Annotated in this window: 21 protein-coding genes and 4 pseudogenes; 8 read left to right on the forward strand and 17 right to left on the reverse strand. The window is 40.9% G+C overall.

The features are described from left to right. Window positions 1-5: 5 nt before the first annotated feature. A complete protein-coding gene (locus tag ACERCG_RS01805; RefSeq protein WP_373610373.1) occupies window positions 6-221 on the reverse strand; it encodes a YdcH family protein in 216 nt (71 codons plus the stop codon). Window positions 222-407: 186 nt separating this feature from the next. Between ACERCG_RS01805 and ACERCG_RS01810 the strand changes: the two genes are divergently transcribed. Together ACERCG_RS01810 and ACERCG_RS01815 are read left to right on the forward strand one after the other, a co-directional pair. Beyond that, window positions 408-1241: a cell envelope integrity protein TolA gene (locus ACERCG_RS01810; RefSeq protein WP_373610374.1), complete on the forward strand. Its 834-nt coding sequence runs from the start codon at window positions 408-410 to the stop codon at window positions 1239-1241. A 119-nt stretch (window positions 1242-1360) separates the two neighbouring features. After that, entirely contained in the window at window positions 1361-3631 is a 2271-nt protein-coding gene (locus tag ACERCG_RS01815; protein WP_373610375.1) for an NADP-dependent malic enzyme, read from the forward strand. Window positions 3632-3741: 110 nt separating this feature from the next. Here ACERCG_RS01815 and adk read toward each other — a convergent pair whose 3' ends face one another. From adk to ACERCG_RS01845, 6 genes are all read right to left on the reverse strand, one after another. Further along, window positions 3742-4386 (reverse strand): adenylate kinase, encoded by a 645-nt coding sequence (gene adk, locus ACERCG_RS01820; protein ID WP_373610376.1) that lies wholly within the window; start codon window positions 4384-4386, stop codon window positions 3742-3744. A gap of 111 nt (window positions 4387-4497) precedes the next feature. After that, the gene (locus ACERCG_RS01825; protein WP_373610377.1) at window positions 4498-6630 is read right to left on the reverse strand and encodes a TonB-dependent siderophore receptor; all 2133 of its coding nucleotides are present in this window, start codon (window positions 6628-6630) and stop codon (window positions 4498-4500) included. A 27-nt stretch (window positions 6631-6657) separates the two neighbouring features. Continuing rightward, on the reverse strand, window positions 6658-8607 hold the full coding sequence (fhuB, locus tag ACERCG_RS01830; protein ID WP_373610378.1) for a Fe(3+)-hydroxamate ABC transporter permease FhuB: 1950 nt from the start codon (window positions 8605-8607) through the stop codon (window positions 6658-6660). Next, on the reverse strand, window positions 8607-9488 hold the full coding sequence (locus ACERCG_RS01835; RefSeq protein WP_373610379.1) for an ABC transporter substrate-binding protein: 882 nt from the start codon (window positions 9486-9488) through the stop codon (window positions 8607-8609). The genes fhuB and ACERCG_RS01835 overlap by 1 nt, the downstream gene beginning before the upstream one ends. Further along, window positions 9485-10252 carry an ABC transporter ATP-binding protein gene (locus tag ACERCG_RS01840; RefSeq protein WP_373610380.1) on the reverse strand — a complete coding sequence of 256 codons (768 nt, stop codon included), beginning with the start codon at window positions 10250-10252 and terminating at the stop codon, window positions 9485-9487. Before ACERCG_RS01840 ends, ACERCG_RS01835 begins: the two co-directional genes overlap by 4 nt. A 191-nt stretch (window positions 10253-10443) precedes the next feature. After that, window positions 10444-11736: an AmpG family muropeptide MFS transporter gene (locus tag ACERCG_RS01845; RefSeq protein ID WP_373610381.1), complete on the reverse strand. Its 1293-nt coding sequence runs from the start codon at window positions 11734-11736 to the stop codon at window positions 10444-10446. Window positions 11737-11853: 117 nt separating this feature from the next. Between ACERCG_RS01845 and metH the strand changes: the two are divergent. From metH to ACERCG_RS01865, 4 genes and pseudogenes are all read left to right on the forward strand, one after another. Further along, window positions 11854-15555 (forward strand): annotated as a pseudogene (gene metH, locus ACERCG_RS01850) (methionine synthase). A gap of 130 nt (window positions 15556-15685) precedes the next feature. Then, window positions 15686-16297, forward strand: coding sequence for a nucleoid-associated protein (locus tag ACERCG_RS01855; RefSeq protein WP_373610382.1), 612 nt, complete (start codon window positions 15686-15688; stop codon window positions 16295-16297). Next, window positions 16180-16776 (forward strand): nucleoid-associated protein, encoded by a 597-nt coding sequence (locus ACERCG_RS01860; RefSeq protein ID WP_373610384.1) that lies wholly within the window; start codon window positions 16180-16182, stop codon window positions 16774-16776. Before ACERCG_RS01855 ends, ACERCG_RS01860 begins: the two co-directional genes overlap by 118 nt. Further along, on the forward strand, window positions 16773-17915 hold the full coding sequence (locus tag ACERCG_RS01865) for a hypothetical protein (protein ID WP_373610385.1): 1143 nt from the start codon (window positions 16773-16775) through the stop codon (window positions 17913-17915). The genes ACERCG_RS01860 and ACERCG_RS01865 overlap by 4 nt, the downstream gene beginning before the upstream one ends. A 242-nt stretch (window positions 17916-18157) precedes the next feature. Here the strand turns inward: ACERCG_RS01865 and ACERCG_RS01870 are convergent, their stop codons facing one another. Genes ACERCG_RS01870 through ACERCG_RS01885 form a run of 4 tightly spaced genes read right to left on the reverse strand, consistent with a single transcriptional unit; the run spans window position 18158 to window position 20845 of the window. Beyond that, the gene (locus ACERCG_RS01870; protein WP_373610386.1) at window positions 18158-18832 is read right to left on the reverse strand and encodes a stress protein; all 675 of its coding nucleotides are present in this window, start codon (window positions 18830-18832) and stop codon (window positions 18158-18160) included. Window positions 18833-18879: 47 nt separating this feature from the next. Next, on the reverse strand, window positions 18880-19455 hold the full coding sequence (locus ACERCG_RS01875) for a TerD family protein (protein WP_373610387.1): 576 nt from the start codon (window positions 19453-19455) through the stop codon (window positions 18880-18882). A gap of 30 nt (window positions 19456-19485) precedes the next feature. After that, window positions 19486-19848: a hypothetical protein gene (locus tag ACERCG_RS01880; protein WP_373610389.1), complete on the reverse strand. Its 363-nt coding sequence runs from the start codon at window positions 19846-19848 to the stop codon at window positions 19486-19488. Further along, window positions 19835-20845 (reverse strand): TerC/Alx family metal homeostasis membrane protein, encoded by a 1011-nt coding sequence (locus ACERCG_RS01885; protein ID WP_373610390.1) that lies wholly within the window; start codon window positions 20843-20845, stop codon window positions 19835-19837. Before ACERCG_RS01885 ends, ACERCG_RS01880 begins: the two co-directional genes overlap by 14 nt. 148 nt (window positions 20846-20993) lie before the next feature. Here ACERCG_RS01885 and ACERCG_RS01890 point away from each other — a divergent pair, with 148 nt between their 5' ends. Next, complete coding sequence (locus tag ACERCG_RS01890; RefSeq protein WP_373610391.1) at window positions 20994-21422, forward strand: helix-turn-helix domain-containing protein; 429 nt, start codon at window positions 20994-20996, stop codon at window positions 21420-21422. A 123-nt stretch (window positions 21423-21545) separates the two neighbouring features. Here ACERCG_RS01890 and ACERCG_RS01895 read toward each other — a convergent pair whose 3' ends face one another. The 5 genes and pseudogenes from ACERCG_RS01895 to ACERCG_RS01915 all read right to left on the reverse strand — a co-directional run bounded on the left by ACERCG_RS01895 (window position 21546) and on the right by ACERCG_RS01915 (window position 25385). Beyond that, window positions 21546-22784 (reverse strand): type II toxin-antitoxin system HipA family toxin, encoded by a 1239-nt coding sequence (locus tag ACERCG_RS01895; protein WP_373610392.1) that lies wholly within the window; start codon window positions 22782-22784, stop codon window positions 21546-21548. Next, window positions 22778-23041 carry a helix-turn-helix domain-containing protein gene (locus ACERCG_RS01900; protein WP_373610393.1) on the reverse strand — a complete coding sequence of 88 codons (264 nt, stop codon included), beginning with the start codon at window positions 23039-23041 and terminating at the stop codon, window positions 22778-22780. Before ACERCG_RS01900 ends, ACERCG_RS01895 begins: the two co-directional genes overlap by 7 nt. A gap of 106 nt (window positions 23042-23147) precedes the next feature. Next, window positions 23148-23522 (reverse strand): annotated as a pseudogene (locus tag ACERCG_RS01905) (hypothetical protein); the annotation flags it as partial. Window positions 23523-23679: 157 nt separating this feature from the next. Further along, window positions 23680-24417 (reverse strand): ABC transporter ATP-binding protein, encoded by a 738-nt coding sequence (locus ACERCG_RS01910; protein ID WP_373610394.1) that lies wholly within the window; start codon window positions 24415-24417, stop codon window positions 23680-23682. After that, entirely contained in the window at window positions 24414-25385 is a 972-nt protein-coding gene (locus ACERCG_RS01915) for a FecCD family ABC transporter permease (RefSeq protein ID WP_373610395.1), read from the reverse strand. The genes ACERCG_RS01910 and ACERCG_RS01915 overlap by 4 nt, the downstream gene beginning before the upstream one ends. 234 nt (window positions 25386-25619) lie before the next feature. On the opposite strand from ACERCG_RS01915, the pseudogene ACERCG_RS01920 reads away from it, so the two are divergent. Further along, window positions 25620-25957 (forward strand): annotated as a pseudogene (locus tag ACERCG_RS01920) (addiction module antidote protein). On the opposite strand, the pseudogene ACERCG_RS01925 reads toward ACERCG_RS01920, so the two are convergent. Next, window positions 25935-26531 (reverse strand): annotated as a pseudogene (locus ACERCG_RS01925) (GlcNAc transferase); the annotation flags it as partial. The pseudogenes ACERCG_RS01920 and ACERCG_RS01925 overlap by 23 nt on opposite strands. Window positions 26532-26535: the final 4 nt, after the last annotated feature.

The raw sequence follows: 26535 nt of genomic DNA on the forward strand, positions 1-26535 counted from the left end.
AATCATTAAACGGATTTTTGTTTTAGGATAGTGTAAAGCTGATCTTTTAGATGCAGCTTTTCCTTTTTGAGCGTTTCCACTTCTTCGTGAGTGGCGATCTCAATATTGGCTTCCATATTTTTAATACGCTGATCTAGCTCATTATGTTTGTCAAACAAGCGAGAAAAATGTGCATCGCTTTGTTTTAATTCTGTAATTAAATCACGAAATTCGGGAAACATATTTAACTCCTAGTTGTTGTTTGTCATACTCATAGCAAAATACTAGCATTTTTTCGTGATTTTACGCATAAATCTTTCTGATTTTTTGAACTTGATCACAAAATTTATATCGAAAATTAGTATGTGTGATAACCCTATTTAAGGCTATAATAGCCACCATAACTTTTATCTTTAGGATACCAAATAATGCGTTATAAAGCGGTCTTTTTAACACTGTTCTCTCTACTTTTAGGAACAGCAAATGCAACTTGGAAAAAAATTAACGATGTCAATTATACTTGGGGACCGTTTAATATCTACCACATCACGCTTTTTACTGAAACGGGTAGTTATGCGGAAGGCACACGTCCGTTAATGCTTACCTTGCAATATAAAAAGCCGTGGGAAGGACGCGATTTTGCGGCTTCTTTGCCGAGAACTTGGAATAATTTAGGCATTCAGCTCCCTGAACAGCAAGTTGATGGAGTGATTACTCGCCTGAGAAAAACATTCCCTGATATTAAGCCAGAAGATACCTTGCACTATATTGCTTTAGAAGATCGAGGTTACTTTATTTTAAATGATCGAGTAGTATCTGAGGTTTTTAATAAAGAATTTAGCGATGCGATTGCGGCGATTTGGCTCGACCCTAAAATGGACATTAGCCGCCAATTATTAGATCCGTCATATAAACCAAAAGTGGAAGAACAGGACACGGAACAACCTGCGGAGCAAGTACCAACTGAACAAAACTCTGAACAAGTGAATGCGAAAGAAACAAAGGTTGAAGCTCCGCAAATACAAATAGAGAAGCAAACAGAAGATTTAACGAAAAAAGAGATAGACACTAATGAAGTTAAACTGAATTCTCAAGAAATAGATCTGCCTAAGCAAGAACAAGATACAGCTAATAAAAAAGACGAGAGTAGTCCTGAAAATAAAGCAGAAGAAAAGCCAAGAATGTTTAAGATTGAAAATCCTGAAGTTGTAATTTTACCTATTTATGATGATTTTGTAATGCTACAGAAGCATTACGCTTAATAAACAAGCGGTCGAAAAAATCCGATTTTTTGCAAATTTTTTCTAATTACTATGATTAGAAAATAACGTTAAGTTATTGATATATAAATTTATTTTACTATCGAATTAAGGACTAAACTATGAGCGATTTGCGTCAAGCAGCACTTGATTTCCACGAGTTTCCAAAACCGGGAAAAGTTGAAGTTACTCCAACCAAATCTCTAGCAACTCAGCGAGACTTAGCCCTTGCCTACTCACCGGGCGTAGCTGAGCCTTGTCTGGCAATTGAACAAGATCCATTAGCAGCTTACCGCTATACAGCAAAAGGTAACTTAGTTGCAGTAATCTCAAACGGTACAGCGGTATTGGGCTTAGGTAATATCGGTGCATTGGCAGGTAAGCCTGTGATGGAAGGTAAAGGCGTGCTATTTAAAAAGTTCGCAGGCATTGATGTATTTGATATTGAAATTAATGAAACTGATCCGGAAAAATTGGTGGATATTATCGCCTCACTAGAGCCGACTTTTGGTGGTGTAAATCTTGAAGATATTAAAGCACCAGAGTGTTTCTATATTGAGCAAAAACTGCGTGAGCGAATGAATATTCCTGTTTTCCACGACGATCAACACGGCACGGCAATTATTAGTGCTGCAGCAGTCATTAACGCGCTGCGTATTGTAGATAAAAAAATTGAAGATGTTCGTTTAGTGGCATCTGGTGCAGGAGCTGCTTCAATTGCGTGTTTGAACTTGCTCGTTTCACTTGGTATGAAGCGTGAAAACATTGTGGTGTGTGATTCCAAAGGGGTGATTTACCAAGATCGTGATGATCGTATGGACGACACCAAAAAAGCCTATGCCATCATTGATAACGGCTGGCGTACACTAGCTGATGCTATGCCAAATTCAGATATTTTCTTAGGCTGTTCAGCGGCGGGGGCATTAACGCAAGATATGGTTCGCTCAATGGCAGCTCATCCGATTATTCTTGCCCTCGCTAATCCGAACCCTGAAATCACTCCGCCTGAAGCAAAAGCGGCACGCCCTGATGCGATTATCTGTACAGGTCGTTCAGACTATCCAAACCAAGTAAATAACGTACTTTGCTTCCCATTCATTTTCCGTGGAGCATTAGATGTAGGGGCAACCACCATTAATGAAGAGATGAAAATAGCGGCAGTGTATGCTATTGCAGATCTTGCCCTAGCAGAACAAAATGAAGTGGTTACTTCAGCTTACGGCGGCGAAGGGGCAACATTCGGAGCGGATTATATTATTCCTCGCCCATTCGATCCACGCTTAATTGTGCGTATTGCCCCTGCTGTTGCAAAAGCCGCAATGGATTCTGGTGTTGCAACTCGTCCGATTACGGATTGGGAAGGTTATATTGAAAAACTAACTCAATTTGTTTACAAAACAAGCTTATTTATGAAGCCAATTTTCAGCCAAGCGAAAGAAGACAAAAAACGTATTGTGCTTGCTGAAGGCGAAGAAGCTAAAGTGCTTCATGCTACTCAAGAGATTGCTTCAATGGGCTTGGCATATCCGATTTTAATCGGTCGCCCTGCGATTATTGAAGCTAAAATCAGAAAATTAGGCTTACACATTGTAGCCGGCAGAGATTTTGAAATCGTCAATAACGAACAAGACGATCGCCACGAACACCTTTGGAAGCGTTACTATGCCTTAATGAACCGTCGTGGTATCACAGAAGCGATTGCAAAACGAGTAACGACCTCAAATACAACAGTAATTGCTTCATTACTCGTTGAAATGGGCTATGCAGACGGTTTAGTGTGTGGATTGTTTGGTTCATATAGCCGCCATTTAGAAGCTATTAAAGATATTATCGGCATTAAAGAAGGCGTGAAAGTACCAGCTGCACTCAACAGCCTTGTGTTACCAACGGGGAATGTGTTCTTAACAGATACCTATGTAAATGCCGAGCCAACGGCTGAAGAGTTAGCGGAAATCACGCTAATGGCAGCTGAGGAGATAAAACATTTCGGTATTGATCCAGCGGTTGCATTACTTTCACATTCAAACTTTGGCTCTAATAACTATCTTGGTGCGCCGAAAATGCGTGAAACCTTACGCATTGTGCAAGAACGAGATCCTAGCTTAAATATTGATGGCGAAATGCACGGCGACTTAGCTCTTAATGAAGAGTTACGTTTAGCTCATATGCCAGATACCACCTTAAAAGGTTCGGCAAACTTATTAGTTATGCCAAATGTGGAATCCGCTCGCATCAGCTATAACCTACTGCGTGCAACCACAACGGCTATCACAGTTGGCCCAATCCTAATGGGGGTGAAAAAATCAGCTCATATTTTAACGCCTGTGGCTTCTGTTCGCCGTATTATCAATATGGTAGCGTTTGCAGCGGTAAAAGCTCAAACGCAAGCTTAAAATCTACAAGCGGTCAAAAATCTGCAAAAAAATGCAAAAATTTGACCGCTTGTAACAATAATAAAAAAATCTGCACTTTAAACAATAAGGTGCAGATTTTTTATATTAAATTAGAGTAGGATTTTTTCTAACTCAGCACTCACTTCTTCAACAGGTTTTGTACCGTCTAAACGCTCATAACGAGTGTTACCTGCTTCCGCTTCTGCGGTGTAATAAGCAATTAATGGTTTAGTTTGTTTGTGATAAATCGCTAAACGATCTAATACTGTCTCTGCTTTATCATCTGGACGGATAATTAAATCTTCACCTGTTACGTCATCTTTACCTTCTACTTTTGGCGGGTTATAAACCACGTGGTAAGTACGACCAGATGGTTGGTGTACACGACGGCCGCTCATACGCTCAACAATTACTTCATCAGCCACATCAAACTCAAGCACTAAATCAATTTTTACACCTGATTCTTTTAATGCGTCCGCTTGCGGAATAGTGCGAGGGAAACCATCTAATAAGAAACCTTTTGCACAGTCTGGTTGTGCAATACGATCTTTTACTAAAGCAACGGTTAATTCATCTGGCACTAACTTACCTTCGTCCATTAACGCTTTTGCTTGTTTACCAAGCTCAGTGCCTTCTTTAATTGCCGCACGGAACATATCTCCGGTTGAAATTTGCGGAATACCGAATTTGTTCATAATAAACTGAGCTTGAGTACCTTTGCCTGCACCCGGTGCGCCTAATAAAATTACTTTCATCTGAAACCTCAATAAACTAAAAAATAGAATAAATAACTTAGGCAGTAACCTTACCGATTAGTGCCTAAAATTGCAAATTTTTTTAATTTTTTGACCGCTTGTTATACGGAATTAGAATTCATAGCGTAAATTTAAGTGTGTATAGAATGGCTCACCGTAGCTATATTGGCTAAAGCTGAGGGCGTTACGATATTTTTTATCGAATAAGTTATCAATGTTAAGCTGTGCTGAGAAGTTGTCATTAAATTGATAACGAGCCATTAAATTCACTAAAGCATAAGCTTTTTGACCATATTCGCCATAAGTAGCATGTTTGGTATAGATTCTGCTTTGCCAGTTTACACCTGCACCTACTGTTAAACCTTGCACTAAACGGTTCATATTGTAAGTTGCAAAGAATTTAAATTGTTTGCGTGGTTGAGTTGTGTTAATTGGGTTACCTGAAGCATCATCGCCTTTCCACTGAGTATATCCTGCACTGAGTTTTAATTTTTCAGTTACATTTCCAGATGCTTCTACTTCAAAGCCTCGAACTTTCGCGCCTTTGGAGGCTGTGTAGTAGGCTAATAATGTATTAGGGTTAATACCGGCAGATTGAGCTAGATTATCTTGTCTTGTTTCAAATACGCTAATTTGAGTTTGCAAGTTGTCATTGAAATAACTCCCTTTCCAACCTGCTTCGTAGGTTTCGCCCGTAACAGGAGAGAGTAGTTTGTTATTGATGTCCGCTTGACTTTGTGGTTTGAAAATATCGGTATAACTTACATAAACGGTATTTTGTGGATTAATATCAAAGGTTAATCCTGCATAAGGTGTCCAAACATCGTTAGCGTGGAAGTTTTGTGTTGAACCATAGAAAGTGCCTTCTGTGCGGTACGATGAAATACGAGAACCTAGAAGCATAGACAGCCTATTCGTAAGACGTAAACGAGTAGAAGCATACACCCCGAACTCTTTTAAGTTTTGGTAGTATTTTTCAGACATACTTCCCCAGTTTGGTCTAGCATAAATGCCATTCCAATTATTAAAGTCGAAAGCTCCGTCAAAGGTGCTGTTATCGGCAGAGTAGGAATTACGATGTGCTCGATTGTATTGAATACCGATTGCCGCATCGTGTTCTAATCCCCAAGCAGAGAATGAACCGGTAAGATCAAGCTGCACATTAGATTGTGTATTATCATTTTTAAATTTACCCGGCCAAGGCGACCAACCTAATCCATCTTGTCGATTAAGTGATGAGCCGCTGAAATAGAAAAGTTCTGAATTATGTTTGCCTACACGGTAATTGCCTTTTAATGCAAGTTCCCATTTTTCGCCTAGTTTTTGTGTAATATCGGCAAAATAGTTTACGGATTCATTATCCCAGTAAGCCCATTCTGGGCTGGCATTTTTGCTTCTGCTCCAGTTAGTTTCACCACCATCGCTATAGAATGCGGGTAAACCACCCCAAAGTGCTGCATCACGTTTTTCTTTTTGATAACTTACACCTAACCCAAGTTTGGTAGTGTCAGTTAAGTCTGCTTCAATATTGCCATAAAGCGTGGTGTAACGTTCTTTTTCATTTTTAATGAACGTATTACCGTTTTTATGCTCTGCAATAAAGCGGCCTCTTACTGATCCTGAATTATTCAATGCTTGGCTATGGTCAATCATTGTATTGAAATCAGCATAACGCCCGATTCCAGCTTCTAAAATAGTATAACGGGAAGTGCTATTGGCTCGTTTACGAACAAGATTAACACTTGCAGAGGGATCGCCCGCCCCAGTAGTTAAGCCTGTAGCACCACGCACAACTTCTACTCGGTCGTATAACACGCTGTTGCCTGTATTTTCGCCCGTTGTCCATTGGTTATTTACTTTGAGATCCATACCATCTACCTTGACTTTATCAATCCCAAAACCACGAGCACTGAAAGAATAGCGTCCTCTGTCAAGCAAAGAAACAGAAACACCGTGAGTTGCTTCAAGTGCTTTGGCAATCGTATTAAGATTTTGATCTCTGATTTGTTGATGCGTTACAGCCGTTACGCTTTGTGGCGTGTCTTTCGCACTCAATGCCATTCCATTAGAGCCTTTGGCTTTTTTCTGTGCATAACGTCCAGTTTCTTCCGATGAGGCATTTGGCGTTTCGGCACTTACTTCTACGGTATCAAGATGAGTAACTGTTTCAGCGTAAGCTGTTGAGATAAACCCTATACCAGAACTGTATAAGGCAAGTTTTATCGCTTTAGATAGCGTGTTCATAATTTCTCCTAAGTAATGAATAAAAAATTATTTATGTTGTTTGAGTAACAGTAAGAAATAGATACCCCCGAGAATAGAGGCAATAATGCCTGCCCCAATCTCATAAGGGAAAATTAGATAACGCCCGAGCCAATCGGCAATGAGCATTAGCATTGCCCCTAATAATGCCGATATAGGGATCTGTTTCTCCGGTGTAATTGCACCTAAATTTTTAGCTAAATGAGGGGTCATTAGCCCAATGAAGCTCATTGGCCCTACCGCAAGTGTAGAGGCGGCACTCATTAGGGCAATTAAAAGTAATACAATCATTTGTACTTTTTTAACCTCTAACCCTAAATGGTAAGAAACGGTCTCGCCAAGTGAGATCAAACGTAAAGGTTTGATAAACAGTAAAGTGGCACTGATAAGTAGGATTGCAACAGATAATAAAATCCAAACTGTATTCGGATTAGCGTAATAGGTTGAGCCAGACAGCCAACTAATAACTGCCGTTAAACGAGGGCTGCCGCTTAGTTGAATAATAGCCATTAAGCCACTGACTAAAGCTCCAATAGCAACACCTGTAATCATTAACGCTGATGGTTGTAATTTACGAGAGAGCCACATAATAAGAGCGAGAACAGTCAAACTCCCTAATACACCAAATAACAAGAAGCCAATGCTAGATAATGTTGGGAAAAGTAAGAATGACAGTACTGCAGCAATAGTTGCCCCTGAACTCACGCCTAATACTTCAGGGCTTGCCATTGGGTTTCTCGTTAAGATTTGTAATAGGCTACCACTTACCGCAAGCATTGCCCCTGTTGCTATCGCACTTAGACTACGAGGCAAGCGGTAGGAACTCATCAGGTTTTCATCAATGCTAATAGCCCAGCCATTCATTGTTGGAGCAATGATTTGTAATAGACAAAATAGGATAACTCCAGCGCATAACAACAATATTGGCAGTTTCCACGAATTGAGGCGTTTAACGGGGAAGTATGCTGTATTGCTTGCTTCAAATTGTGCTTTACGTTGGCGTAATACCAAGAAAATTAATAATGGTGCGCCTAGTGTTGCGGTAAATGCACCAACAGGTAGTAGAGTGTCGTAAATTCTGCTAACAATGCCGATGAGATTATTGGTAAAAAAGAGTAAAAATCCGCCCGCTAGAAAAGCAATCAAGAGGCGAAGTAATAAATGTCGTATTTTGGCAAAATGAGCCAAACTTGCACCTGCAAATCCAATAAAGCCAATCACACCTATTTTGCTTACAACCAATGCTGTAATGGCGGCACAAACAAAAATAACTAAGTAGCGTAGTAAATTAACAGGCGCGCCTAAGCGACGAGCTTGTTCATCATCTAAACTTAAAATTGTGAGTGGACGAGAGAGTAAGACAAAGATAAAAAATGCAACTACTACCGTTATCGCTAAGGTAATAGAAGTTGCCCAACCATCTTGTAAAAGTGAGCCACTTCCCCAAACCATCACGCCAAATAAAAAATCAAAGTAGAAAAGGGTCAGTAAAGAGGCAATAGCTCCAAACAAAATATTAACAATCAATCCCCCTAAAATAAGGGTAAGGGGATTGAGCTTAGAGGCTTTAGCAATAAATAAAACCAGTACGATAGCAGCTAAAGAGCCAAGTAACGCAATCCAGAAACTAGAAAAAAGCTCGGCGGTTGGGAAAAAGATAACCGCAATCATCAATGCAAGTTGAGCCCCGCTACTGACAGCAAGTGTGCTATCTGACGCTAAATTATTTCTGACAATATGTTGTAAGCCACTGCTGGCTATAGCCAATAAACCGCCTGCTAAAAATGACGTTGTCATTTCAGGTAAAAGGGCTGCTTTTACCGCAGCTTGATTAATCGGCAATAAATCAACATTTATGAGTAGTAACTGCCATTCCCACTCCCAGACCATATTTAAACGGATAACAGCTGTTACTAAGGATAAAAGAATACAGCCAATCAATAAGAATGATGATTTCATTACTCTTTTTCTCCTTGTGTCATTGCATTGTGTAAAAACTCAGCAAAGTGCGAGATGGAATCAGCCCCACCAAAGAGCCAAACAGGCGGTAATACTTTCATACAACGGTTTTTACCAAATCCTAAACGTTGCCAAATGTAGCTATTTTCTAAATCTGCTTGCGTCATTTTAGAAAAAGGTGAGATGACAATTAAACAGGTGCGTTCGGGTAATTTAGCTAAATCACTCACAGGAATAAGTTTATTTCCCCAGCGATCTCCCACACCTAAATCAGCCTGTTTTAAGCCCATTAAATCAAAGGCAACACGGAACATTGAATTAGACGCATATATGCGTAACTCTCTCGGAGAGCCAAATTGAACAACAGAGTAGTAATCAATATCTGGATTACTGTTAAGGATTTCTTTCCCCCATTGAGCCAACGTTTGTTCAGTTTTCGTTAAATATGCTTCTGCCGCATTAGGGTTTTTAATCGCTGTTCCAATCATACGAGTGGCTTTTTGGTAAGTATGCCAATGTTGCTGAGGTTCAGTATTTCCGCCATCAAATAACACGTCTATTTGTGGAATTTCTTTCGGATAAACAGAAGCCAAGTGAGCGTAGAAAAAGTTTGATAGCACCAATTCAACAGGAAGTTGTGCTAATAATTCACGATTAGGCTGATAACGAGCTCCAATGTCTAACACGCTATTAGGCTGAATAGGGCGGTGCGACCATAGCGGATAAATTCGCTTATCCCCCATAGCAATAGGCGGATTTCCCATTTCAGTAAGGGCTGAGGCAATAGACCAATCAGGCGTAAAAATTTTGGGCTGAGAAAATGCGGTAGAAATTTGCAAAATAAAGAGAAAAATGAACCGTTTGTATTGCCTAAACATCATAATACCGCCACTTTATGTAAGCCTGTGGGGTGGTTAAACAAGTGCAGTTTTAGCCCGAAGATCTCAAGTAATTTCTGTTCTTGCATAATTTCATCAACAGAACCTTGAATACAGAGTTCGCCTTGCTTTAACGCAATAATTTCATCACAAAATTGGGAGGCAAGATTAATATCGTGAATAATGATAATGACTGTTAAGCCTTGTTCATTCACTAGCTTGCGAATAAGCTGCATTACTTCAACTTGATAAACAATATCAAGGGCAGCCAATGGCTCATCTAGCAGTAAATAGGGTGTTTGTTGGGCTAAGCACATAGCAAGCCAAACTCGTTGTTTTTCTCCGCCTGATAGACTATTTACAGGCTGTTTAGCAAACTGAGTAACGGAGGTGCTTTTCATTGCTTGCTCAACAATTTGAACATCAAATTCTGTTGGTTTTTGTAGCCATTTTTGATATGGAAATCGCCCTAAAGCAACCAGTTCCTGCACTAAGAAGTCCGCCGCTTCAGGTAAACGTTGTGGTAAATAGGCAATATGTTTTGCCGCTTCTTTGGTAGAAAGCTGATGAAGTGGTAATCCATCGACTAAAATTGAACCGCTGGTAGGTGTTATATCTCCGCTTAGTAAACGCATTAACGTTGATTTACCCGAGCCGTTATGGCCTATTACGCCATATAAACGCCCCTTGCTTAAATTGAGGGAAATATTGCTTAGCAGTTTACGGTTTTGTTCAACAGAGTAGCTAATGGAATTTATTTGAATCATAGTGTTGTGTTTTAAGAGCGTAAAAAAGGTGGGATTACCTCACCAAATCAATCAAAATGAAAATGAGTAGATGAAAATCTATTATGAAAACGGTGCTAAATATATTTTTATTATAAATGAAAGTCAATGTCATTTAGTTTTAGATGAGGGTAAATTTTAGGATAAATAAAAAATCTTATTTTTATGAATAGCTATTCAGCTTGTCCCCAAGGCGCAACCTTAAACAACATCAGCATTCCCGGAATACCGATAAAGAAACAGAGCCAGAAGAATTGGTAATAGCCCATCATTTCCACTAAATGCCCGGTGTATGCCCCTAACATTTTGCTTGGTAGGGCAGCAAGGCTGGTGAAAATGGCGAGCTGCATTGCAGTGTAAGCGGGATTAGTTTCACGAGCCATAAAGGCAACGAAAGCCGCTGTGCCTAAACCCACGCCCAGATATTCACCTGTCATTACTAAACCTAGTTTCCAAAGCTCGGCAGCACCAATAGTTTCTGTTGGGAAATGCCCAAAGCTGGCAAGATAAGCAAAGCCTAAAATGGTTACTAATTGAACTAAGCCAAATAACCACAATGCACGGTTTACGCCTAATTTCAACATCGTAATACCGCCGATAATGCCGCCGCCAACGCTACACCAAAGTGAGGTCATTTTCACAATGCCTGCAATATGCGATTTGGTAAAACCCATATCTAAAATAAATTTAGTTTGCAATGTGGTGGCGAGAGAATCACCCAATTTATAGAGGAAAATAAACAGAATCAGCCCAATCGCTCCTGCCACGCCTTTACGGGTGAAAAATTCTTTAAACGGATCCACAAACGCCATATAAAACGGCTTGGAACGGTCAATTGGTTTATGGTTAGGCTCAGCTGCGATGAGCGTAACAAATAAACAAGGTACTAAAAAAGCTGAAGTAATCAGGAAAACCGTATCCCAAGCGTAGTGATCCGCTAAAAACAGCGATAAGCCACCGGGAATTAAGCCTGCAATACGATAAGCATTAACGTGAATAGAGTTCCCTAAGCCTAGTTCTTTATCCGATAAAATCTCACGGCGGAAAGCATCCACCACAATATCTTGGGTGGCAGAAAGAAACGCCAATAGCACTGAAAGAGTAACAATAATCGAAATATCTTTGACTGGGTCAAACAAGCCGAAACTGGCTAAAATCACTAAAAGCCCGATTTGAGAAATAAAAATCCAGCTTCTACGTCTGCCCAAAAATGGCGGAAAATAGCGGTCTAACAACGCAGCCCATAAGAATTTCCAAGTATAGGGAAGGGAAGTAAGGGTAAATACCGCAATGGTTTTAATATCTAAATTTGCACTGGTTAGCCACGCAGGCATTAGCTGAATTAATACAAATAACGGCAAACCAGAACAAAAACCTGTATAGATACAAAGGAGCATATTTTTTGTGAAAATCTGCTGCCAAATAGAGGGTTTTTGAACGTTATTTTCAGGGGGGTAAGCGGTCATATTTTTCCCTAATTTTGCAAAATGTTAGCAAGGAATATACCACAACTTAAAAGGTTTGACAGCTTTATTACATCTTCCTATTATTTCAGTCATTCTAGAATAAAAAGGAATACCATAATGGATAGCCAAAATAGAACAGAATTACTTCAAAACGCCCTTGCCGAACGCATTCTTATCTTAGACGGTGCGATGGGGACGATGATCCAAAAATATAAACTGACCGAATCAGATTTCCGAGGTGAACGTTTTAAAAACAGTACTATTGATCTCAAAGGCAATAACGACCTACTCACACTTACCCAGCCCCTCCTGATTTCTGCTATTCACGAGAAATATTTAGCCGCCGGTGCGGATATTATCGAAACTAATACCTTTAGTGCGACTACCATTGCTCAAGCGGATTATGAACTTGAAAGTATTGCTTATGAGCTGAATCTTGTGGGGGCCAAACTTGCCCGTCTAGCTGCCGATAAATTCTCCACACCGGAAAAACCTCGTTTTGTGGCCGGTATTCTTGGGCCGACCAACCGCACTTGTTCGATTTCGCCTGATGTAAACGACCCGGGTTTCCGTAATATTACCTTTATGCAACTGGTGGAAGCCTACGCAGAGGCAACCCGAGGGTTGATTGAGGGCGGGGCGGATCTGATTATGATCGAGACCATTTTCGATACCCTGAACGCCAAAGCTGCTGTGTTTGCGATTGAAACCGTGTTTGATGAGCTGGGCGTGAAGTTGCCGATTATGATCTCCGGTACGATTACCGATGCCTCAGGACGAACGCTGTCTGGGCAGACCACTGAGGCGTTTTATAACTCGCTCCGCCACGCCAAACCGCTGACGTTCGGCTTGAACTGTGCGCTCGGGCCGAAGGAACTCCGCCCTTATGTGGAGATGATGTCGAAAATCAGCGAGACTTTTGTTTCGGTTCACCCGAATGCCGGCTTGCCAAACGCTTTTGGCGGCTACGATTTAGGGGCGGAAGAGATGGCGACTTACATCAAAGAGTGGGCAGAACTCGGCTGGCTTAACATTGTCGGCGGCTGTTGTGGCACCACGCCAGAGCATATCCAAGCCTTTGCCGAAGCAACCAAAGGCGTTGCGCCTCGTAAATTACCTGAAATTCCAACCGCTATGCGTTTGTCGGGCTTAGAACCGCTGACGATTGACGATAATTCGCTGTTTGTGAATGTGGGGGAACGCAATAACGTCACCGGCTCGGCAAAATTTAAGAAGCTGATTAAAGAAGAGAAATTTGCCGAAGCGATTGAAATTGCGATCAGCTAAGTGGAAAACGGGGCGCAAGTGATTGACGTGAATATGGACGAGGCGTTGCTCGACTCCAAAAAATGTATGACCCGTTTCCTCAACATTCTTGCTACCGAGCCTGAGGCGGCAAAAGTGCCGATTATGATTGACTCCTCAAAATGGGAGGTGATCGAGGCGGGCTTGCAAACCGTGCAGGGCAAGCCGATTGTGAACTCAATTTCACTCAAAGAGGGCGAAGAGAAATTTATTCACCAAGCCAAACTCTGCCGCCGATATGGGGCTGCGGTGGTGGTGATGGCGTTTGACGAAGTCGGGCAAGCGGATACCGAAGAGCGCAAGGTAGAAATCTGTACCCGAGCCTATCGAATTTTGGTTGATCAGCTCGATTTTCCACCGGAAGACATTATTTTCGACCCGAACATTTTTGCGATTGCCACCGGTATTGAAGAACACAATAACTACGGGGTGGACTTTATCCAAGCCTGTGAGCGGATTAAGCGAGACTTGCCATACGCCAAAATTTCCGGCGGGGTGTCGAATGTCTCCTTCTCTTTCCGTGGCAACAATGTGGTGCGTGAGGCTATTCACGCTGTGTTCCTCTACTATGCGATCAAAGCCGGAATGGATATGGGGATCGTGAACGCAGGGCAGTTGGCGATTTATGATGACCTCGACCCTGAACTGCGAGAGGCGATTGAAGATGCGGTGCTGAACCGCCGTCATGACGCTACTGACCGCCTGTTGGAAATTTCCGAAAAATATCGGGGCGTAAAAGTAGAAAGTGCCGATGAAAGTGCCGCTGAGTGGCGAAACTTACCTGTGGCAGAGCGTTTAAAACACGCCCTCGTGAAAGGAATAACGACCTACATTATTGAAGATACCGAAGAGGCTCGCCAGCAATTTGCCTCTCCGCTGGAAGTGATTGAAGGGCCGCTAATGGCGGGGATGGACGTGGTGGGCGACCTGTTCGGAGACGGTAAAATGTTCCTGCCACAAGTGGTGAAATCGGCTCGGGTAATGAAACAGTCGGTTGCCTATTTAGAACCGTACATCAACGCCACTAAGCAGAAAGGATCGAGCAACGGCAAAATGGTGATCGCCACCGTGAAAGGCTATGTACACGACATCGGCAAAAACATCGTGAGCGTGGTGTTGCAATGTAATAACTTTGAAGTGATCGACTTAGGCGTGATGGTGCCTGCCGATGTCATTATCGAAACCGCCATTCGAGAAAAAGCCGATCTCATTGGGTTAAGCGGACTAATTACTCCATCGCTGGACGAAATGGAGTATTTTTTAGGTGAAATGAACCGCTTGAAGCTCGATATTCCGGTGCTGATTGGCGGTGCAACCACCTCAAAAGAGCATACGGCGACGAAATATAACTACCCCGTAGTCTATACCGCTAACGCTTCACGTTGCGTCACCGTCTGTGCGACCTTGATGAACCCTGAGGCAAAAGCGGAATTTTGGGAAAAAACCAAAGCCGAGTACGAAGAAATTCAGCGTAAATTTGCCGTTCGCAAACCACTTCGCAACGGTTTATCCATTGAGGAGGCTCGAGCCAATCGTTTTGACGGATTTAGTGGCGAATGGGCAGACTATGTGCCGCCAACGCCAAAACAGACCGGCATTATCGAGTACAAAAATGTACCGATTGCCACCCTACGCAAATTTATCGACTGGTCGCCGTTCTTTATGCTCTGGGGCTTAATGGGCGGTTATCCTGATGCCTTTGATTATCCGGAAGGCGGCGAAGAGGCACGCCGTGTCTATAACGATGCCCAACGGGTGCTGGACGAATTTGAGCAAAACGGCAAGCTCAATCCAAGCGGGATTATGGGGATTTTCCCTGCCGTGCGTGAGGGCGATGATATTGCAATTTTAAACGAAGATCGCACCGCTTGTATCGGCAAATCCTACCACCTCCGCCAACAATCGGAACGAGGCAAAAACAGCAAAAGCCCGTACAACCTCTGTTTAAGCGACTTCATCGCCGACCGAGAAGGACAACAAGACTGGTTCGGTATGTTCGCCGTCTGTGCCGGCATTGAAGAACACGATTTGGTCGAAGGATACAAAGCGGCTGGTGACGACTACAACGCCATTCTGCTCCAAGCCGTTGGCGACCGCTTAGCCGAGGCAATGGCGGAATACCTACACTTTGAGCTACGCACCAAAGTATGGGGATATAGCGAAGAAACCTTCGATAACGACCGCTTGATCCGTGAAAACTACCGAGGAATCCGCCCCGCCCCGGGCTACCCGAGCTGCCCTGAGCATACCGAAAAACAGATCATCTGGGATTTACTCGAAGTCGAACAACGGATCGGTATGAAACTCACCGAAAGCTATGCCATGTGGCCAGCAGCAAGCGTCTGCGGCTGGTACTTCACCCACCCTGCTAGCAACTATTTTACGTTAGGGAAAATTGACGAAGATCAGGTGATGGATTATGCCAAACGCAAAGGCTGGGACGAACTCACGGCAAAGAAATGGTTGAGTGTGGCGATGAAACAAGATGTGAAGTCGCAGGCTGAGGGGATTTAAGAATAGATGTTAACATGCAGTGGATTTAATTCTATGTAACACATAAAATTTTTCATACGAAAATTTATGTGTTATTTTAAGTTATCTAAAAATGAATGATGTAAATGACTAAAATGTAAGGAAAGAAATAATGACTATTCAGATTACCGCAGGTGTAATTCATCAAGTTATAAAGCAACAAAATGCCCCAACTAGTAATGCAACATTACAATTACAACAAAACCTACATAGTACCAATAATCACTTAACTAACTTTGTAGAATATGCTGAACAGCAACTACATAAATCAGGTAAGAATAACTCTATTAGTGGTGGTTTTGGTATTCAGAATACCTTATCTAAGGTTTTAGCTGATGGCTATTTTTCAGTATTAACTCAGATTAACTATTTACAGTTATCCAAAGAATTAGCTAAAGGGCTATTTCATTTTGTTACACAGAAAACAGCTACCACCGGTGAATATGTTCCGATGGTATTTTATAGCCAAAATGATACCGATTATTTATTAATTTCGTTAATTAGTCTTAACAAATATATCAATATTGATGCACAAGGTGAATTTTCCAATGTAAGTGTAATTGATAATGATGCATTAAAAGTAGGGATTAAAATCAATTTAACAGAATGGCAAAGCACTATACTACTCCTAATCATGAGAATGAAACTTATTACATTCAATGGATTCAACGCGGTAGCACAAGACTTCCTTCATATATTCAAGATTTCATACCTGTTGGCATGAAAATTGATAATGGAATAAGTACATCATCCTTATTAAAAAATATAAAAAATTATACAGCCAGCGTATTTAGTGATCCTAAAATTCGCCATCAAGTAGAAACAGAAGTAGTTACATTATTGAGAACTAAATTTGACCATAATAATGAAGTACATATTGAAGAGGACATTGATGTTTTACTTAATAATGCTTTGAATACTCATGGAATAAAAGGAAAATCCACATTCTTTACCTATCGTCAAGAAAACAATATCATTCTAGACTCATCTTTTAAAGTGGATGAAAGTAAATTAAGAAAATATGAAAAATTTGATTTATCACTATCAAATAAAAATATTCAAATTAAAGGTGAAATGCAACAACTTGGATCGAGTGTTTTAGTTGTTGAAGATGAAAATAGTGAAAAGAAATACTTGCAAATTGAGTTGGATCAAGAAGAATTTGAGCAAATCACCAAGCGTTACAAGAGCTTATTACAGTGAAATTAGATACATTTTTTAGTTTAATCAATACAGCAACAGTTGGTACAAACAAATTAACTGGTTTTGTAGTGCCTAAAAATCAAGACGATGTGATCGCTCTGCAAGAATGGCTTGAAAGTTCCTCAGAGATTCAGCTAAGTCCAGAAACATTCGGTACAAATGATAAAGTATCCTTCACTTTAACGCCTATGCTAGAAGGTGGGTTAGGTTATGCAAGCTATGAACAGTATTTTGAAAGAAAACGATCATGGTGGGATAAATCAGATCTTAATGAAATTATTGAGCATCAATGGCTATTATGTCAACATTCTGATAAGCAAATTATTCCTAATAACTTAAATAAGGTTATAGAACTATTACAAATTCTTACTGATAAAAATCGATTCTATGTCACTAATAATACTGTTGTATTCTTTAGTAAAAAGCCATCCGAGTTAGCTTTAAAAGCTCGAGATAATAAGCTATTAGTTCAACTAATCCAAGGGTTGTCTACAACTCAAATTCAAGCCATTGATGAAATTTGCGATTTGTTAGGTGGTGATACAAATTCCGAGCATTTCTACTCGAAGAAAAATGCTTTTTCTAGTGCCTTGACAGATTATCTGACAGAGAAAGAGGGACGCATTCAGCCTGATATCTGTGATCTATTATTAGATATTGTTAATATCAAAATCCAAGCAATTGCTCAGTATCAACTCTATCTGGAAGATTTTTCTTATAGTAAATTTGTAAAAAAAATTGAGGAAAATGCATCTAAATTTACAATCCGAATTAATGAATCTTTAGGAAAATCTATTGCTCAAGTGTTAGGCTTACCGGTTGCAACAGCAGTATTTAATATAATGAAAATTGAATTACATTGGGTGAGTGTTATTTCTTTAATGGTTTATTCAGCTTTATGTGCTTTAGTACTCTATACTCAGCAAAAGCATCTTGATTATATTGAAAAAGAAATTAACTTTTTTGAATCTAAATTACCAAAACAACTAAAAAATGAACAGTGGTTAATAACACACTCAGCGATATCAGAACAAATAGCTGATCAAAAACGACTGATAAAATTCTTATGGTTCATTATTCTAAGTTCCTTTTGGTATAGTTCTTGGTTAATAGGAACTCTAACCGCAATAAGTAAATAAGATGATATAATCATTAGGCTTGGCCATAAGTCCTGACAAATTCTATACAAAATAATCAGCTACTAGGAGATGAACAATATCTAACTTCTACAAGAGAGAGCATTCTCTCTCACAATTTGCAAACAATCCCTAAATTTTCACTGCTTGTCTCTAATTGGGTTACTGAATGCTGTGGAGCTTGTTATTTTTCAGGTGAAAGTGCTATATAAGTAACAGGAAAGCGGACTCTAGTCCGCTTTCCTTTATTTAGAACCAGCCCCCCAGTTAAATCCCCATCCATAATAGTGATCGCACTCTTTATGACCATTATGGAATGTGATTTCTTTACGAACTGACATTTGATTTCCGTGAAATTCTATAGAGGCAATTGCACAGAAAGTTCTAGGATCGGTTTGTCTTCCCATTTCAACAACAATATCCGGTTGATTAGGTACTTTGACTGTAACGACAGCATCAGATTCTCCCCATTTTGCTACACCTTCATAAATAAAACAGTAAACGATAATCCGTTTAATATGTTGAGCGCCTTGAGGATTCACTAAAATATTCTCGCCTGAATTATTGCCAGCACCTCGATCATCGCCACAATGCCAAATATAAGGTGCTTCGGTATAACAGCCTTGTCGAGTTCGTTGATTTCTCGCTCCTCCTCGATTATGAGAGAACTGTAATCCGTCAATTACTGAAGATTGCCCATTATTTAACTCATAATAGCAACCTAAATCTAGGTCAATATCTTGATTTTTATTAAATAGGTTAGCAAATAATCCGGCATTTTTCTTCTGTGTCCAATTTAAATTGATCACAATATTTTGATCATTGCTTTTAGATAAATCAATACGAGTAGAATCCCCAGACTTTTCTAGAATCACTTTGCTGAGTGATATTTTAGGTTTTTTAGTTACATCAATAGCCATTTTTTTCTCCATAAAAAATGGGTAATTACTTACCCATTTATTTCCAATTAAATATTAATACCGTAATTTCTTGCTAATGCTGCTAAACCACCAGTAAAGCCTTGTCCTACGGCACGGAATTTCCATTCTCCATTATGGCGATAGATTTCACCAAAAATCATAGCTGTTTCGGTTGAAGCATCCTCACTTAAATCAAAACGAGCAATTTCTTGATTAGTTGTGCCATCAACACAACGAACAAATGCACCAATAACTTGACCAAAACTCTGTTTTCTTGATTCTGCTTCATGAATAGTCACGGTAATCGCAATTTTTTTTACCGTAGTAGGTAATTTGTCAAGGTGTACAATGATGCTTTCATCATCACCATCGCCAGCTCCTGTACGGTTATCGCCTGTATGTTCAACACTACCATCAATTGATTTCAAGTTGTTATAAAAAATAAAATCGGCATCTGAACGTACTTTACCAGTTGAGTCTAAAATAAATGCTGAGCCGTCAAGGTCAAATTCAGCACCATCTGTTGCTCGAACATCCCAACCTAATCCAATCACTAATTTAGTTAAATTAGGGGCATTTTTACTTAGGCTTACATTACCGCCTTTTGATAAAGATACTGACATATAAATTCTCCATTGAGTTGATGAATAAAATTAGTAACACTTTTGTTGAGGTAAACCTGCTTGTTGATTTAATCTCTTGGTTGCTTCACACGCTGATCGTGATTGTTTCCCTGCACAATTTTGATTAAACCAGTTAGTTAGTTGGTTTAATTTTGCAATATTTTGGTTATATTGATTAACTTCATATTGAGAGTATTGATTAACCGAAGTATGGTTTAAATGATTTTCTAGCCATTCAGCTTCATTATAAATTTTGACACACTGCTCCATTAACTCATCACTAATTACAGGTACACAACCACTTGTAGAAGATGTTGGTGGAGCTTTATAAGGTTGTGGTAACGCAGAGCTAGAAATAAATAATAGGCTTAAGATAAAATTAATTTTTTTCACTATTCTCTTTCTCCGGAAAAATAAAGGAAGCTAATACACCAAGCGCAAGAGTACCTAATACAATAAATAGGCTCGTATTTGGGGAAATATGAATACCTGTATCACCAAAAGCGTGGTTCCAAGATTGGATTCCCATTTTGATTCCAATAAAGAAAAGTAATGCGATTACTGCTTTTTCAAGATGAACTAAATATTTAGTCAGTGCAGCTAAGATAAAGTAAAGGCTACGCAACCCTAAAATAGCGAAAATCATCGCAGCATAAACTAATAATGGTTCTTGGGTAACGGCAATGACGGCAGGAACAGAATCAAAAGCAAATGCAACATCAGAGGTCTGAATTGCCATAAGACAGAGGAATGCCGGTGTAGCATAACGAATCCCTTTACGAGTGACTAAGGCTACATTTTCTGCACTCAATTCATTATGTTTAATAAAGAAACGCTCTCCAAACAATTTTGGATAAACACACATTGTTTTTCCGATAAAGCGGACACTCCAATGATTAGAATAATCTTCAATCTCTTCCTCTGACTCATTGTTACTGCTGAGCATTTTATATCCACTCCAAATGACAAAAGCAGCAAAAATAAAACCAACATAAGGACTTGCTGTAAATAGGCTTGCTCCAATTACCACAAAGATTGCACGGAAAACCAATGCTCCTATAATCCCCCAGTAAAGAATACGGTGTTGTAATTTGCCAGTGATTCCAAATGATGCAAAAATAGCAACGAAAACCATTAGATTATCAATCGATAGACTTTTTTCTAACACATAACCAGCAAGATAAAGATCAGCAGATTCCTTATTAAATCTCGCCCATAAATAACCATAAAAAGCTAAAGCTAGCCCAATCCAAAATAGTGACCAAAGCGAAGCATCTTTAACTGTAATCTCTTTGGTATTGCGATGAGCAAACAAATCAAGGTACACCGAAAAGATAATAACCCCAAAAAAGACAAGGATTGTTTCGACAGGAAAGCCAAAATTAGCCATAATAGAACTCTCTTAATTCAAGCACTGCTTGATAAATAAACAAACAAAAACTAGAATTAGTATAGTTTTTTCGCTTCACTTAACCACCCACAGAAGATGGAGGAAATTACGCTTTTTGTGGGTAAATTTCGCCAAATAGTAGGTATCTATGGAATACAATCAAAAAATCAGAGCATTAAGGGAAATTAAGCAGTGGTCACAGGAAGAAATGGCAGAAAAGCTACATATGTCCTTAAATGGTTATGCCAAAATTGAGAGAGGAGAAACCAAGCTTACTTTGGATAAGTTAGAGCAAATAGCAAATTTATTTAATATGGACGCATTGGAATTTATGCATAATGCAAATAAAGGTGTCTATTTTATGATGAATGACACTGTAGATAATAATACGGTTTACTACGGTATTCAGGAAGGACAAACAATCGAATTAGAAAAATTAAAATTAGAAATACAGCTGAAAGAGAATATGATTGCGCATAAGGAAGAGTTGTTAAACGCAAAAGATCAGCTCTTAGAACAAAAGCAAAATGAGATTAACTCATTAAAAGAGATCATCTCTTTGTTAAAACAGAAGTAATTTCTCTATTAACAAGCGGTCAATTCCCCAAAAAACTTTGCAAAGTTTCTCAAAAAAACGACCGCTTGTCCCCCTCTATCCATTTACTACAACCAACTCCCTCTCCACCCTACTCAAAATCGGTTAAACAATTTGTTCGGGCAAATGTTGTGTCGGGATACTATTTAATCGTGATGAAGCCACAACAATCTCCTGCAATATCTCTTCCACGGTCTGCTTGGATAAGCCTGCTAATTTCGCGGTATGAAAAATATGCCGAAGTTGGATTTTATCCCAAAGATAATGCTTATTCTGCTCGCCGTGCCACGCCATTGCCATTTTAACCTTTTGTTTTTGCAAGCCTTTCGGGCTAATCAACGGGTAAGCAGAAATCACATCATAAAATGGCGTGAGTTTATAGCGGTTGTCAGGTTCTAAAAATAGGCTGAAATTTTTGGCGTGTCCGTCAATTGCACAGAGCAGCCAAAACAGAATTTGGGCTTTGAAAAAGGCTTTTTGATCGGCAAGTGCATTGCTCGAACCTTTGAGGAGTTGCATAATTGGCAGAATACCAACGCCACCATCATTTTCATATTTCCGAGCCGGAGCAATGTTAAACGCTTGGCACATATCTTCTTGTGGTAAACGGAGCAAATAGCTATTGTCCTTCGCCCAACGGCGGTCAAAACGTTCCACAATCAGCACTTTGGTTTCGCCAAAATAGGCAATTTCCGCCTGAGGTACAGCCAAGCCAAATACCCGTAAAATATTCAAACAGAGCCACTCATTTCCACAACTATTCGAAAGGTCGATTTGCCCTTGCCCGACAAAACCGATCGGTAATTTGAAAATATGTGTGGTTGGCGTTGAACCCAACGGGCGTTTCCATTCGCCTTGATGGTAAAGAAAGGCCGTTTTTTCCTGAGCACCGGCAATTGAAATACGGAAATCTGCCTGCTCCGCCATACCCAGTGGCAGGCTTTGATAATTTTGTAAAATATGCTCAATTTCCTGATCTGCCAGCTTTTGAGCGTTAATGTTCTGAGTGGGCGAAGGTGTTTGATTATAAAGCTGAATAGCTCCCACACAGTCTTGCCCGATTGCCGAAAGCAAATCGAACGGCGATTTTGTGGTGGTTTGAAAACGTTGCTGAATACGGGAGCGAATTAATTCATTGTCCGGCAACAAATTATCGAAAAAATTATAGACTACATCACCACGATAAATTTGATCCGATAGCGGTAATGAAAGAGAAATCGCTCGTTTTCGTGGAGAGTTGAGCCAGCTCGGGATATAACAAAATTCCGTTGCTCCGCTAGAAAGTTTTCGCCAATGCCCAACTTCTAACCCATTCATCGCAACCGTCAGTACATTGCCTACCATATCTCGCCCTCTTCATCTTGCAAAATATCACTACTTTTCGGGCGAGGCTGGACAACTAACTCCAATTCTAATGCCATTAAAATATTGAACAAAGTTTCAATTTTTGTGCCTGTTGGATCGTTTTCAAATATGGAGATCGTCGCTTGTTTAGTGTTTGCCAAATTGGCAATTTCTGTTTGGGACTTTTGCTGTAACTTGCGGTACTCTTTCACCGCGTGCGCCAGCATTTGTGGTGTGGTAGCAACCATGGGGAACATTCTGTTTTCCTTATACGCTAGAAGGGATAAGGATAACTTTATACCTTTTAGCGTATATTTGCAAGGTTATCCTCTTTAAGGGATAAAATAACTTGCCCCCAACCATTTACCCCAACAACCAATCCACAATATAAATCACTTCACTCCCATCAATCTCGGATTGATCGTAATATCTGCCTGTGATCAGGATTTTCTTATAGTTATCCTTAATATGCAGTAAATTATCGGTTTCGTGGGTATTTTCAGGGATTTCATAAGCTACTTGGATATAGATTGTTTCATCCGTTTTTCGGGCAATAAAATCAATTTCTTTGCTGTCTAAGTTGCCGATATCCACTGTGTATCCTCGTCGTAAAAGTTCGAGGAAAACAATATTTTCTAAGCGATTGGCGTAATTGGCACCTTTCCGTCCGATAGCATGTCGTCTTAAACCGTTATCGACAATAAAATACTTTGCATTGGTTTTTAAATAGCCTTTTCCTCATAAATCAGTGTCTTTAAATTGGATCAGTTCTTGCAAGTAGCTTTCACGGGAAATCATAGCCTCCTCAAATTGGAAGTTAAGCTCCATTTTTATAAAAAAATTAACAAGTTGGAACTTAACTTCCAATTTCTCAAAAAAATCACCAAAACTGGAACTACACTTCCAATTTCTCAATCCCCCACATTTCCCTTTTCGCCCAATCCATTTCAGCTTTTACCCCAAAAGCCGTTGCAATATTTTCCGCATTTAAGACCGCTTGTGTGTTGCCACTGGCGAGTAAATTGCCGTTTTTAAGCAGAATGATTTCATCACAAAAACGGTAGGCAAGGGGCAAATGATGAATGACTACCACGCAGGTTTGTGTTGGGGTTAGGGCTTTGAGCTGTTGCATAATGTCGATTTGATAGTAGGGGTCGAGAGTGGCAATCGGTTCATCAGCAAGTAAGATCGGGGCTTGTTTCATCAAGCAACGGGCGAGTTGCACTCGGGTCTGTTCACCGCCAGAAAGCTGTTGATAAGTATTATCCAACAGGTGAGAAATCGCCAACTGTTCGGCAACCGAACGCACCTTTTGACGCTCTTGTTCAGGCGAAAGAGGTGCAGGCAAGCCGAGTGCAATCACATCATACACCGAAAGTTGCCACGCCACGTTGAGCTGTTGGGCAAGGTAGGCAAATTGTCGGCTCCGTTCAACGGCGGAAAGTGCGTGCAGTTTGCAATTTTCCAGCCAAATTTCACCGCTTGTCGGGCGTAGAATGCCGGCAATCGCTTTGAGCAACGAGGATTTCCCCGCCCCATTTGCGCCCATAATACCGATCAATTTGCCTTTTGGCAGATGGCAAGAGAGGCGCTGAATGCCGTGGGCAAGGGTAAGGTTTTCAATCTTGATCATTGTACCAATCTCCGTTGCTGGGTGAATAAAATCCAAATCAGAAAAGGTACGCCCAAAATCGCCGTGAGCGTGCCGATGTAAATTCGGGCAAAAAACGGCACATATTGCACCGCCAGATCTGCAATCAGCAGTAACAACGCCCCGATTAACGCGGAGGTAAGATAAAGCTGAGACGGCGGTTTTTTCAGCCAAATACGGGCAAGATGAGGGGCTATCAAGCCGATAAAACCGATAGTGCCGGTTTGTGGAATCGTTGCTCCGACCAACAAGGCCACGCCAATGCTAACGGTAAAAAAACTGCGTTGCAGGTTGATGCCCATTGTTGCAGCCGTCTCTTCGCCGAAGGTGAGCAGGTCGAGATAACGCCGTTCCCGATAGAGGCAGACAATGCCAAGTAATATCAAGGGTAACGCCCAAGATACTGCCTCTGCGGTTGCCCAGACTAATGAGCCTTGCAACCAGCGGTAGAGCTCTGCCAACGCCCACGGGCTTTCGGCATTGGAAAGCAGTAAAGTCACCGCTGCCCCGAGCAATACGTTTACCGCCACGCCACTTAAAATCATCATTGTTGTGCCGTGGCGAAAGCTAATCAGCCATACCAGCAAAAACGCTCCCAGCGCCCCTGCTACACTGCCAAACAGTAGCCAGCCCATCGGAGCTGAAAAATAGTAGAGCAGAAACACGCTCACCGCCGTTGCCCCCGAACTGCTCCCAAGCAAACCGGGGCTGGCAAGCGGATTTTGAAACACCCCCTGCATCGCATTGCCAGCCAACGCCAAGCTCACACCTGTTAGCACCGCCAGCCCCATTCTCGGCAGGCGAATATCGCTCAACACCAGCCACCGCCAATCGCTGAATTTTCCCTCTGCATTGACCAATGCCGAAAAGTCGCCTAAGTGGTAAAAGGCGGCGGTGGTGAAAATGCCTATCAGGAGAAGAGCAAGGAAAAGGTTAAGACGGTTTGGCATAGATACTCTTTGACTGTCGATTATTGGCAAAATTATAACACATTGCCTCACTCAAAAAACGGGCGTCAAGGGGCAAAATCTATTTTTGGGATCGCTGTAGAAAAAATCATTTTTGCCCAGCGATTCATTTTTTCAACGCTGTTATAGTGCCTTGCTATGTCTATTTTGTATTTAAAACATTACAAATAAGTCATTGGGGGGTAGAATGTATCCTATTGAACAGGAGAAAAATCAATGCTCGAATTAAAAGATGATCCTATCCCACAAGCAATAAGAGAAAAATACGGCATTACCGAATTTGATGCCGCCGAATACTTAACCAATGACGAACTTATCGCACTCTATCTTGCGGAGACGCTGAAAGATGGCACGGACGAGGAGTTTATTCAAGCCTTGAATACCGTTGCCCGTGCAAAAGGAATGAGCTGGCGAAAAAAGCGGGGATCGGGCGGGAGAGTTTGTATCAAACTTTATCCAGCAGTAAGCCCCGTTTTGAAACAATCCGCAAAATTCTGACCGCTCTTAATTTAGACTTAACCGTGGTTCAGGCTAACGAAGCTGCCGCCCGATAATCTCCGCTCCCTGCCACACACCATGATCAAAACAGTAAGTATATTTCATCGGCAGGCGGGCAAGCGGGCGATTTTGGCTGATTTTTTGCAAAATCGGGTGGCGGAGTAACTCTGCTTGATGGTTGTAATGTTGATTATCTGCCAGTAAAAGGATCTGCTGAGGTTGGGCTAACAGCAGTTTTTCAAGGGAGAGATTGTGCGGGGTTAAATCGCTTTTTAGTGGCGAAAGCCCAAGCAACGCCAACAAAGTTTGATATTGCGGAAAATGCGGTTCGACCAAGCCGGTTTCTGATAAGATCAGCGTCCCGACAAGCGGTTGTTTTTCAGGGATTTCTTGCAAACGCAGTTTTTCCACCAAGGCGTTTGCTTTGGCTTGGTTTTGGGTGAGTTCGCCTAGTTGCAGAATGAGATCAAACAGCTCTTCTGGTGTTTGTGGGTTATCGTTTAAGGCGACAAGTTTAAAACCAAGCTTGGTTAGCTGTTCCGCCAATTGTGGATAAAAGGTGGTATTGAGCAGAATGGTTTTATCTGCATAGGGTAATAAATCCGTCAGCTCAGGCTCAACGGTTGGCTTAACT

Origin of the sequence: Mannheimia sp. E30BD, assembly GCF_041807785.1 — a bacterium.
Classification (GTDB): Bacteria; Pseudomonadota; Gammaproteobacteria; order Enterobacterales; family Pasteurellaceae; genus Mannheimia.